The sequence below is a fragment of the Paenibacillus sp. Y930 genome (genome assembly GCF_056786375.1).
In genome coordinates this window covers 1-11,664 of record NZ_JBXCIX010000017.1, presented here as the reverse complement: position 1 = coordinate 11,664, position 11,664 = coordinate 1, and the positions used below count along the sequence as shown (strand labels likewise).

General features: G+C 35.1%; 9 protein-coding genes. 8 read left to right on the top strand and 1 reads right to left on the bottom strand.

All coding sequences use genetic code 11. The features are described 5' to 3' along the window. The first annotated feature begins 436 nt into the window (after positions 1–436). Positions 437–1,114, top strand: a complete 678-nt coding sequence (locus tag AC1TO5_RS20970) for a response regulator transcription factor (RefSeq protein ID WP_482064783.1) — start codon at positions 437–439, stop codon at positions 1,112–1,114. Beyond that, positions 1,111–2,520, top strand: a complete 1,410-nt coding sequence (locus AC1TO5_RS20965) for a sensor histidine kinase (protein WP_482064782.1) — start codon at positions 1,111–1,113, stop codon at positions 2,518–2,520. Before AC1TO5_RS20970 ends, AC1TO5_RS20965 begins: the two co-directional genes overlap by 4 nt. A 71-nt stretch (positions 2,521–2,591) precedes the next feature. On the opposite strand, the gene AC1TO5_RS20960 is transcribed toward AC1TO5_RS20965, so the two are convergent. Next, positions 2,592–3,149 carry an SLOG family protein gene (locus tag AC1TO5_RS20960; RefSeq protein ID WP_482064781.1) on the bottom strand — a complete coding sequence of 186 codons (558 nt, stop codon included), beginning with the start codon at positions 3,147–3,149 and terminating at the stop codon, positions 2,592–2,594. 231 nt (positions 3,150–3,380) lie between these two features. Between AC1TO5_RS20960 and AC1TO5_RS20955 the strand changes: the two genes are divergently transcribed. The 6 genes from AC1TO5_RS20955 to AC1TO5_RS20930 all read left to right on the top strand — a co-directional run bounded on the left by AC1TO5_RS20955 (position 3,381) and on the right by AC1TO5_RS20930 (position 11,396). Further along, positions 3,381–4,715, top strand: a complete 1,335-nt coding sequence (locus AC1TO5_RS20955; RefSeq protein ID WP_482064780.1) for an ABC transporter substrate-binding protein — start codon at positions 3,381–3,383, stop codon at positions 4,713–4,715. An 87-nt stretch (positions 4,716–4,802) separates the two neighbouring features. Further along, positions 4,803–5,750 (top strand): carbohydrate ABC transporter permease, encoded by a 948-nt coding sequence (locus AC1TO5_RS20950; RefSeq protein WP_482064779.1) that lies wholly within the window; start codon positions 4,803–4,805, stop codon positions 5,748–5,750. 5 nt (positions 5,751–5,755) lie between these two features. Further along, positions 5,756–6,604, top strand: a complete 849-nt coding sequence (locus AC1TO5_RS20945; protein ID WP_482064778.1) for a carbohydrate ABC transporter permease — start codon at positions 5,756–5,758, stop codon at positions 6,602–6,604. Between the two features lie 86 nt (positions 6,605–6,690). Next, complete coding sequence (locus tag AC1TO5_RS20940; protein WP_482064777.1) at positions 6,691–8,418, top strand: sensor histidine kinase; 1,728 nt, start codon at positions 6,691–6,693, stop codon at positions 8,416–8,418. 43 nt (positions 8,419–8,461) lie between these two features. Further along, entirely contained in the window at positions 8,462–9,811 is a 1,350-nt protein-coding gene (locus AC1TO5_RS20935; RefSeq protein ID WP_482064776.1) for an extracellular solute-binding protein, read from the top strand. Then, positions 9,783–11,396 (top strand): response regulator, encoded by a 1,614-nt coding sequence (locus AC1TO5_RS20930; protein WP_482064775.1) that lies wholly within the window; start codon positions 9,783–9,785, stop codon positions 11,394–11,396. Before AC1TO5_RS20935 ends, AC1TO5_RS20930 begins: the two co-directional genes overlap by 29 nt. Positions 11,397–11,664: the final 268 nt, after the last annotated feature.

Sequence of the window (11,664 nt, the reverse complement as noted above, 5' to 3'; positions counted from 1 at the left end):
TCTCGTTACATTGTGTAAGTTTGAAGCTCGTCTTGTTTTCTTCGTGTGTCTCGCAATCTTCTGCGGCGACAAGAAATAATATACCATAGAACGTAAAGCCATTGCAAGCTTTTTCGACTATTATTTTAATTTATTTTATTACATACTATATGATGATGTAATTATATATAATACTACTACATCATGTATTAGTTTAATCATTATTAATATTTATTATCCTTCAATCATATCGTTCTTTTCTTTATTCATTATTAATTATTCTAATATTTATATACATCCTTACTATTATAAATGCTATTTACTCTATTTATAGATCTTCATATACTCCATTCTTGCTTTCGTTTTGCTCGCTTACCTATGATACACTTTACTTACAGAGGAAATTCAAAATCGAACTTTTTGAACTTCAACTTATATTGTTAATAGGAGACTTATTATGAAAGTTAATATTTTAATTGCATATGATGATCCATCAATCCGTTCTTTGTTAAAGTTCATCCTTACTAAAGAAGGCTATATTGTATATGAAGCTACTGATGGGGAACAAGCTTCTCATATACTCAAGCAATCTCACATTCATCTTGCAGTCATTGATATTATGATGCCCATTAAAAACGGTCTTGAGTTATGTCAGGAAATTCGGCATCAATATGATATCCCTATCCTCCTGCTAACTGCAAAAGGTGAATTAATTGATAAAGAAAAAGGATATTCTTCTGGCACCGATGACTATCTAGTAAAGCCATTTGAGCCTAAAGAATTATTGTTTCGCATCAAAGCATTATTAAGACGCTATCAACTGGTCTTTTCTAATTACATTCGATTAGGTGATATTATTATTGATCGTGAAAGTTATGTCGTTAAACATGAATCAACGATTATTGATCTCCCTCTAAAGGAATTTCAATTGCTTACTCAGCTGGCTGAAAATACCGGACGCATTTATACAAGAGATCAATTGATTCAATTAATCTGGGGGATTGATTATAATGGTGATACACGTACCATTGATGTTCATATTAAACGTCTACGTGAGCGCTTTGCCCCATACGATAATCAGTTTGTCATTACAACCGTTAGAGGGTTAGGGTATAAGCTTGAGGTACTTGCATGAAAACACTTTATGTAAGAATAGTACTTATTTTCATTGGTATTACTTTTCTAAGCGCGATAGCAGGACTAATCGCCACTGATATCTATTACAAAAATGCTCTGCTCAAAAATAATGAATTAAGAACGATTGATGTCGCCTATTCCATACAAACACTATTTCAAGATAAGCTTGCTGTTCAAGACCTTTCATTTATGAATAACACTGCACAGCTTGGTTATCAAATATATTGGGTTTCACCTAAAGGTATCGGTTCTGCTTATGGCACTCCCTTTAAGCGTAATGATCTATCGTCATTACAATTAGAATCTGTATTATCCGGAAAGTTGTATAGTGGAATGTCTAGTCAAAATCAATCCTTTACGCTGTTTGGATTTTTCAACAACAGCTTGGCTAATACAATCGGAATTCCAATCGAAACAAACGAAGGAACTGCCGCATTATATGTACGGCCAGATCTATTGCAACAAAGTGGCGAGATTCGACTTATTATGTCCATGCTATTAGTATCCAGCTTTATATTCAGCTTAGTTTGTATTATTATTATGAGTCGTTTCATTGTTCGTCCGATTAAACAGCTTACCAATGCAACGAAGCAGCTTGCCAAAGGAGATTATAATAATCATTATCTCCACTTAGGGCGAGTAGATGAAATTGGTGAGCTTGCACGTAACTTTAATTATATGACTAATGAGTTAAAGCGAGCAGATGAGATGAAACAACAATTTGTTTCTGATGTTTCACACGAATTTCAAACACCGTTAACCTCTATTCATGGCTTAGCGCTACTGTCAGCTGATCATACGATTACAAAAGAAGATCTTATTGCTCATATGGACATTATTGCAATGGAGAGCCAGCGTCTATCCTCTTTGAGTAAGCAATTATTGAAACTGGCATCTCTAGACCAGGAACAACAAATACATAAAACTCATTTTCGAATAGATGAACAGATTAGACAAGTTCTTATTATGTTAGAGTGGCAATGGGCTGATAAAAATCTGCAGCTAGATATTGACCTAGTGGAAGTATCGATGTACGGAAATGAGCAGCTGCTTTACGAAGTTTGGCAAAATCTAATTACAAATGCGATTAAATTCTGTTCTGAGCACGATAGCTTAATGATTATAATGAAGGCTCCCAGTGAACTTGATCCACAGATTATTGTTAAAATTACTGATAGTGGGGAAGGAATACCAGCAGAACAATTATCAATCATATTCGAACGATTTAGTAAAGTGAGTAAGTCACGGAGTCAAAATGAACATTCTGGTAGTGGTCTTGGATTATCTATTGCCCATAAAATCGTTTCATTACACTCAGGTACCATTGATGTTGAAAGTAAATGGAAAGTTGGGACTACGTTTACTGTAGCTTTACCGGCTGCAGATAAAACTAATATGAACTAGCAGTGAGCTGTATCCGATATTTGTATCGCGGATGCAGCTTCTTTATTATTCCTTACTATGCTACTAATCAACTATTCCATATCATCGTAGTCAACTTCCATTGCATTTTGAATATCATCTGCTGTAATTGTAATGAGTGTGTAATTACTTTCATCATATAACTTAATTGCCCGTTCTTTCACAAATTTCACATTGCTAGGTGCCGCTTCATCATCATAAAATAACACCATACCATCCGTTTTATGAAATAATAATTGATCTCTAGCTTGAAACTGCCACGGGCCTACATAGGGCTGTTTACTTACCTCAGCATAGAAATCAACCTGTTCTTTAATAGAATTATAATATTCTTTACGTTCATCCTTCCAATTTTCTTCTTGATTAGCAAAAGCAGTAATCATTGAAAGTTTGATATGCGGATATAGCTCCTCTCGCAATTCTATAATAACTTCGCTTGCCCATAGATCAAATCCATACTGGCCAGGAGTAATAATCCACTGGGCACCTTCCTCTATAATTGAAATGATCTTTGATCTAAAGGCTTTCTTAATAAATGGAATAGCCTTGTTCTTCTGATCAAAAATTTGTAGTTCATGTGCACGATATCCTGTAACTAATACATTTTTCATATTCACCCGAACCTTACTATAAATTTTTGTATCTGACTTATGATGTAAGTATAACTGTTCTACAATTTCATGACGACTCCTATTACAACTTTTGCTGATGTATATACATGTTCAACCTCCATCCAAAAAATTTCAACCTTAAATCGTAGTTTTGTCTCCTCTTCAATTGATGTTAATTACTTTATAGTAATTATTGTAAGCGAGTTACTAATAGAGAGGGGTTTATTATTCATGGTCAAAATAAAAAAATCGCTAATGCTTCTAATTGCTACTGTTTTGGTATTTACTCTAGCAGCTTGCGGCAATAGCAACAATGAAAAAACACCAGGTAATACTAACGGTAAAACAAACAATAACAACAGTAAAACAGACACAAGTGAAAAGGTGGAGCTTTCCTTCTGGACATTAGGTAATGTCAATTATGAGGATTTGGCTAAGCAGTACACAGCTGAACATCCAAACGTTACGATTAAGATTCAAAATACTGGTGACCAATCGGCTCATCATAACAACCTGACAACTGCACTATCCGCAAATTCTGGTGCACCTGATATCTTCCAACTTGAAATTGGTTTTATGGAACGTTTCATTAACGCTCAAGATAAGTTCTACAACTTAAATGATCTTGGCGCAAATAACGTAAAAGCTAATTTTCTTGATTGGAAATGGGCTCAAGCTTCTTCTGTAGATGGTTCATTCCAAATTGGCCTTCCTACTGATATTGCACCTACGGTTGCCTATTATCGTGTAGATCTTGCTGAAGCTGCTGGTCTTCCTACTGATCCAACTGAATTTACTGCTGCAATTGATAGTTGGGATAAATTCGCTACTGTAGCAAAAGCATTTACTGAAAAAACTAGTAAACCTTTTGTTGATTCAAGAGACTTAATCTACAATGCACTACGTGATCAATCTGACGGTCAAATTTACTTTGACAAAGAAACTGGTAAATTTATTGGAGATCAAAATCCCCAAGTAAAGAAAGCTTATGATTATACGATTAAAGGAATTCAAGAAGGTTGGGTTGCCAACTATGCACTTTGGGCTCCAGACTGGGCACAAGCAACTAATGATGGTGGATTTGCTGTTCTTTCTGGCCCTGCTTGGATGCTTGGTAATATTAAAAGCAATGGTCCTGATTCTTCAGGTCAATGGCGTATTGCTCAACTTCCAGAAGGTGCAGGCAACTGGGGTGGATCATTTATTTCCCTTCCTAAAGAGGGAAAGCATCCAGAAGAAGCCTATGCATTTATTGAATGGATGACAAGTCAAGAACAACAGCTTGCATCGTTCACAGTTAGTGGTCTTATGCCTTCCACTCCTGCTTTGTTTGAAGAGCCGGCATTTAAAGATTACACTGATGAATTCCTTGGCGGGCAAGCTTCTGCTGCAGAATTTGCTGCTGCTGCTGCTCGTGTTGCTCCTGTATATTATGGTCCACTTCATGATCAAACAGATTCATTTATTAAAGAAGCTATTCAAAACGTTCAAGAGAAAAATGCAGATCCAGAAGCAGAATGGAATACAGCAATTGAAAAAATCAAAAACCTTGAAAAACGTAGCTAATTAGAAGTTCATTATTACAATAATAAGATCAAGATCGCAGGAAATTCCTGCGATCTTGAATTATTAATTCCTACTTGGAGGTGCCACATGTCTTCAACTGCACAGACATCCATAAATACTGCAGTTCCCAAAAGAAAACGTCTATCAGAGCGTAAGAGAGATAATGTCTTTGCTTATTTGTTCATTTCACCATTCTTTTTAATATTTGCTGTTTTCGGATTGTATCCAATACTATTTACCGTTTACTTATCATTCTTTAAATGGGATGCACTTGGTCCAATGAAATATATAGGATTACAAAACTATCAGTTTGTAATCGAAGATTCTATATTTTGGACTTCCTTTTCTAACACCTTAATTATTAGTCTTATGGGTACGGTTCCACAATTAATTTTTGCATTAATAATAGCTGTATTTCTTAATTCTGCCTTTACAAAATTCAAGAAAACTTTTCGTATCCTATATTTCATGCCCAATATTACTTCCATAGTAGCCGTAACCTTAGTTTTTAGTGCTATTTTTAGTAATAACGGTATGGGTAACTGGGTATTAGATCTATTTGGTATTGATCCTATGGCTTGGAATTCAGGCTGGTGGGGTGTGAAAATAGCGATTGCTACGATGATAATGTGGCGCTGGGCTGGTTATAACATGGTTATTTACTTATCTGGATTACAAAGTATACCACCTGATTTATACGAAGCAGCTCGTATTGACGGCGCGGGACGTTTTCAACAGCTTACTAAAATTACGCTTCCTTTATTAAAACCATTTATTATTTTTACAGTGCTTATGTCTACGATTGGATCACTACAATTATTTACAGAGCCTTTTGTATTTTTAGGGCAATCTGGTACTAGCTCCACTCGATTAGAAGGAATTACAATGGTTGTGTATTTGTACACGGAAGCATTTGGTAACAACTTCTTTGGTACTGCTGCTGCAACTGCAGTTATTCTACTGATATTCACGTTCTTATTTTCTATGGTTAATATGTGGGTTTCTAATAAACTAGGCGGAGATACGGAGGGATAAATGCGATGAAAGCAAGTCTCGGTGATAAACCAAATACTCTTACAACAACTTTTTACTATATTTTCTTAGCTATTGGTGCCATAATATCAATTTTCCCTTTTTATTGGATGTTCGTTATCGCTTCTAATCCACGTGGTGCGGCATCGCATATTCCTCCAGTTATTACAATAAGTGACCAATTTATTAATAACTTTAATAAAGCTTTAGAAAAAACAGAATTTTGGACTGCCTTTGGTAATTCCTTATTTGTTTCATCTGTCGTTACTGGATCTGTTGTACTTTTTTGTTCCCTTGCAGGGTATGCATTTGCAAAGTATAATTTCAAATTCAAAAACTTTATGTTTTTCTTTGTTATAGGTACATTATTCATACCACAACAGCTTAGTGTTCTGCCGACATATGTGATTATGGCAAAACTGCAATGGATCGATACTTATAAAGCACTTATTGTTCCTGCAATGGTTAATGCATTTGGTATTTTCTGGATGAGACAATATATTTCGAGTTCTGTTCATTCAGAATTATTAGAAGCAGGTAAAATTGATGGCGCAGGACATTTCCGGATTTTCTTTACCATTGTACTGCCAATCATAACACCTGCCATTGCTACATTAGGTATTTTCACATTTTTGAACACTTGGAATGATTTCTTCTGGCCATTAGTAGTTCTTAAAGATCGAAGTCATTACACCATTCAAATTGCGCTACAACAACTATTTACGACGCGTGATGGTCTTGACTACGGAATGATTATGTCCGCCACTTTCATGGCAACATTACCATTACTTATCGTCTTTCTATTATTCAGTCGTTGGTTTATTGCTGGATTAACCTCAGGTGCTGTAAAGAGCTAAAAAAAGATATTATTCAATAAAAGTTGACAAATTAACACTTATTAAGTAGAAATAGAAGAAGGTATAATTAAGGGATGTGAACCGTCTTGAAACTTCGACGCAAAATATTACTAGCTAATATCCTTCTTGTGTTTTTACCCGTTATTGCAATGGGTACTATATCTTATCTTAATTTTTCTAAAGCAATTTCTACAAAATCTAGTAACTTTTATTGGGTCTCCTTAATGGAAACTGATCGTAGATTACATTATGCATTGAGCGAAATTACATCACTATCAAATTCTGCAATCACTCAGTCTACTCTTCAGCAAACAATAAAAAATTTTAATGATCTATTAAATTATGATATACGCCAGGAAATAAACAAATCATTAATCAATCACCCGATGGTACAATCATTTTCCTTATACTCCAAAGATCGGTTGGTTTACAGTTATAACTCGACAGACTCACTATTAGATTTGAAAGCTCAGCCTTGGTATTCTGCCATGGTTGAAGCAGATGGAAGACCTGTATGGTCAGGTCCAGGTGAGAATGGTTCGGAAGCTGAAAACCAACCTTTTCTCATTCATGCACGGATTATTAAGGATTATTATTCACTTGGAGACATTGGCTCTATTGTAATTAAGCTTAAATCAAATTTATTTGATCAAGTTTTTTGGGAAACGGCTACTATGGACCAAGGAAATATATTACTACTTAACAAATCAGGATCTATTGTATATGACAAATCCGGAGAGCATATTGGAGATACTGTCTCCTTTCCTTTCCTTGATGATAATAATGAAAGCGCTAAAAATAATTTTGTTAGTCGCTATAATGGTGTAAAGTCTTCTATTACATATATGCAGTCTCAACAATCCGACTGGTATTTGGTTGCGATAACTCCTACAAATATATTACAGGCAGAATCATCTACCATTCGCAATACTGCTTTTCTACTTGCTGCCTTTTCTTTAATCTCTGCCCTTTTGTTTGATAAATTTTTCGTTCTCCGATTAGTTAAAAGTATTAATAGCACAGTAAGTGGCATGAGGCGAGTAGAACAACGTAATTTTGTTCGCATAGCAACTGAACCAACCAAGCATTATGATGAAACAGATATGCTTGTGCTTGGCTTTAATAGAATGTCTACTCAAATCGAAGAATTACTCCATCAAGTAGAAGTCGAACAATCTATGAAGAAGGAAGCTGAGTTACAAGCTCTGGTCTCGCAAATTAATCCGCATTTCATATACAATTCTCTAGAATCAATTAATTCAATGGCTGTATTGCAGGGAAATAAAAATATTAGTCGGATGGTTATTTCACTTGGTCGACTACTACGAATTAGTATTAGTGAAAATAAAGAGCTTATTCCGCTTTCTACTGAATTTGAGCATGTTCGCCACTATATGAATATTCAAAAGTTCCGCTTTGAGGATAAATTCGAATATACATTTGATCTGCCAGAACATCTTAAATTTTATATGACACAAAAACTTATTGTACAGCCTATTGTTGAAAATGCATTATATTATGCCATTGAACCAATGGAAAACGCGGGTTATATTCATGTGAGAGCTTCAGAAGGGGAAAACGAAATTTGGATTGATATTATCGATAATGGTCCAGGTTTCAATGAGGATGTCCTTAAAAACCTTTGGACTAAAGAAGCCGCTTCAATGAATAAATATAAAGATAGCAGTGTTGGCTTGCGCAATGTTCATGAACGAGTTCGTATTCGATTTGGTAGTCCATTCGGAATGATGATTTGTTCCTCTCCTGGTTTTGGCTCAATAGTTCGAATTCGTGTTCCAAAAATCATTCCTTAGTGAAATCGGATTACAATAATTTTTCCAATTGAGAGGGATACATATGCGTAAGCTCAAAAACATGCATTGGATTATTTTATATGTTATTTTATTAGCTACAACAATTGCTTACAGCATTCCAAAAATTAATGAAAATACAAACATAACGGAGACAGAAAAAACCACCATTACATTTCGACATGTATGGACACTAGAGCATGATCGTCCGATGCTCAATATTTTTCAAGATGTAGTGGATAAATTTGAAGAAACACACCCAAATATAAAAGTTAACTTTGAAGGACTTGATCAAACGAATCATCGAGAACAAAAATTACGAAGTGAGATGATTACAGGAACACCTCCTGATATGTTTGTCTTATTTGGTGGTGCAGAGCTAGATCCCTATGTAAGAGCAAATCGTTTATTGAATTTAAGTGACTTTATTTCTGAAAATGAATTAGATTTCATTGATTTATCCCATTGGACCTATAATGATCAAGTATTTGGTCTTCCGTTTGAAGGACATGCGCAGCCATTATTTTATAATAAAGAAATATTCAAAAAACTAGAAATAACTCTTCCAACTACAATTGATGAATTAAATACTGCCATTGATATTTTAAAAAGGAATAACTATATTCCCTTTACATTTGGCAATAAGGAGCTTTGGCCAGGTGGTGTGTATGCCCATTATTTAATGGATCGTTATGCAGGACCACAATTAATTGAGCAGATTGCTAATGGTCAAGCCTCCTTTAATAATGACAATTATGTTAAAGCATTTGATCAACTTCAGCATTGGATATCAACAAATACATTCAACGACAATTATTCTAATATTTTTTCAGCGGATGCTATTCATTTGTTCAATGAAGGCAAAGCTGCTATGTATCTTAACGGCAATTGGGATATTACTTTATTTCAATCTCCTGAAGGCTCAATAGATATTCAAGATAATATTGGAGTCATTGCATTTCCTACATTGGAGAAAGATGAGGAGCAATCAATAGCAGGCGGGTATACTATTGGAATTGGATTATCTGCCAATCTAACAGGATTACAAAGAACTGCTGCATTAGAGCTGCTTAAAGCCTTTTATACGGAAGAAGTTCAGTTGAAAATTGTATATGAAGCAGCCCGGCTACCATCTATGGATGTTCCATTTGATGTTGGTCAAACAGGACCAGTATTTGCTCAAGTTCTTGAACTATTAGAACGGAGCAAACATGTTTTTCTCGCTTATGATAATGTTCTACCTCCTGAGGTTAGAAAGGAATTTTGGACAATTACCGATAGTTTATTCAAATTAGAAATAACGAGTGAAGAGGCCTTGCAACAATTAGAAGCAGCCTCACAATCTTATTTTCAGCTGATTAATAGCTATGGAGGGGATTCTACTGGAGCGCACTAAATATACAGTACTTCTTGTCGACGATGAACCAATTATATTAAGAAGTCTTGAATTTGCTATTCCTTGGGATGAACTTAATATTACTAAAGTTATGAAGGCCAAAAATGGTGAAGAAGCACTGCAGCTTTTTCATGAGCATCAACCCGATATTATTATTAGCGATATACGTATGCCATCTATTAATGGCATCACGCTAATGTCTAAAGTCATGCACATTAATCCTCAATTAATTTTTATAGTCATTAGTGGATATAGTGAGTTTGAATATGCAAGAGAATCACTTAGTCATGGAGTGACTGGCTATTTGCTAAAGCCAATTGATCATGATGAACTTACTAACATGCTTGAAAAATCAATTGTTAAATTAGAAGGAAATCGCATAGCCAAGCAACAAAGTGAGCAATTGCTTGATTCCGTGCAGGCACTCTCTTTACTTGCCAGAGAGAGAATGTTTGCTGAACTAATCGAAGGAAATCAAAGACCATTACAGCATATGAAATGGTTGGAGGATAATACTTTGAGAAAACCTTATTATATTAATGTCGTTCAATTAGATCATTTCTCAACGATGAATAAGCAATGGTCTGAAGAAGAAAAACGACTTTGGTTTTTTGCCGTTCGTAACATATTAGAAGAATGGTCAAAAAATAATGATGGATTAGCTGCATTTCCTTTTCATAGTGGCGAATGGATCATCATATTTGAAAATGTAACGGATATACAAAAGCGTAAAATGGGTGAAGAAATTGTCCAGCTAATTAAGCAATACTCTAAGCTATCTTGTTCTGTTGGAATCAGTAAACAAGTACAAGGAATTGAACAACTGCACAGTGCATATCAAAGCGCATATGATGCCTTGCATCAACGTTTTTATTCTGGTCTGGATCATGTATTTATTGATTCGAATCATCTAATACAAAGTCACAACTCTTCTTCAATGTGGAAATATCCTAAATGGATTGAAAAGGAATTGATTCAAAGCATTCGTACTTTAGAGCTATTTCGAATTTTACAGCTACTAGATATTTTGAAGGTAGAATTAGAAACGGGTGGCTTAACAAAAGATTCCCTCATTCGTTATATTGTTGAAATTACAGTCATTTCACGTCGTGAATTTGAACATATGAATTTAATTATTGATAGCTCTGTAGATTATTTAATTCAAAATCTCATGGAATCCACTACACTTGAACAAGCGATCGATATATTAAAGGAAGCATTTAGTAGCTGGATTACAACTAATCTTCAGCAGCAATCGAGCGACGATGGATCAGCACTTATTGGAAAAGCCAAATCTTATATCGATAATCACTATCATAATGATATCGGTATAGATGAAGTCTCTGAGTTTGTTGGACTTAGCGCTAGTCACTTTTGCACTATATTCAAACAAGTATCAGGCTCAACATTTCTGGAATACGTTACCCACTGTCGCATCGAAAAGGCTAAATATATATTGTCAAATACTGAAGTTAAAGTATATCAACTAGCACCTCTTGTTGGCTACCAGGATTCTAAATATTTCACGCAAGTGTTCAAAAAGTTAACAGGTATGACTCCATCCGAATATCGTTTATTGGCTTAATAAATCACCCTATGATTCCAAGTTAACTATTATAAATTAGTTAGCGCTAATGAGAACGCTCCATATATAAAGTGGAGCGCTCTTTTTGTTTGATCAAAAGTATACAATAGACATGTGTACCCTATTGGTACATGAGCACTGGAACGAGCGATGAATGGCAGCTACGTCAGCATTACTCGGTAATCACCCGTTAGAAAACAACAAAAAAGCCTACTGCGTATGCAGTAGACTCATCCGTGCTTGGCGACGTCCTACTCTCCCAGGACCC

Bases quoted from the DNA above. Each gene is read 5' to 3' on its own strand.
- AC1TO5_RS20970 (WP_482064783.1), top strand. From the start codon at position 437: ATGAAAGTTAATATTTTAATTGCATATGATGATCCATCAATCCGTTCT.
- AC1TO5_RS20965 (WP_482064782.1), top strand. From the start codon at position 1,111: ATGAAAACACTTTATGTAAGAATAGTACTTATTTTCATTGGTATTACT.
- AC1TO5_RS20960 (WP_482064781.1), bottom strand. From the start codon at position 3,149: ATGAAAAATGTATTAGTTACAGGATATCGTGCACATGAACTACAAATT.
- AC1TO5_RS20955 (WP_482064780.1), top strand. From the start codon at position 3,381: ATGGTCAAAATAAAAAAATCGCTAATGCTTCTAATTGCTACTGTTTTG.
- AC1TO5_RS20950 (WP_482064779.1), top strand. From the start codon at position 4,803: ATGTCTTCAACTGCACAGACATCCATAAATACTGCAGTTCCCAAAAGA.
- AC1TO5_RS20945 (WP_482064778.1), top strand. From the start codon at position 5,756: ATGAAAGCAAGTCTCGGTGATAAACCAAATACTCTTACAACAACTTTT.
- AC1TO5_RS20935 (WP_482064776.1), top strand. From the start codon at position 8,462: ATGCGTAAGCTCAAAAACATGCATTGGATTATTTTATATGTTATTTTA.
- AC1TO5_RS20930 (WP_482064775.1), top strand. From the start codon at position 9,783: ATGGAGGGGATTCTACTGGAGCGCACTAAATATACAGTACTTCTTGTC.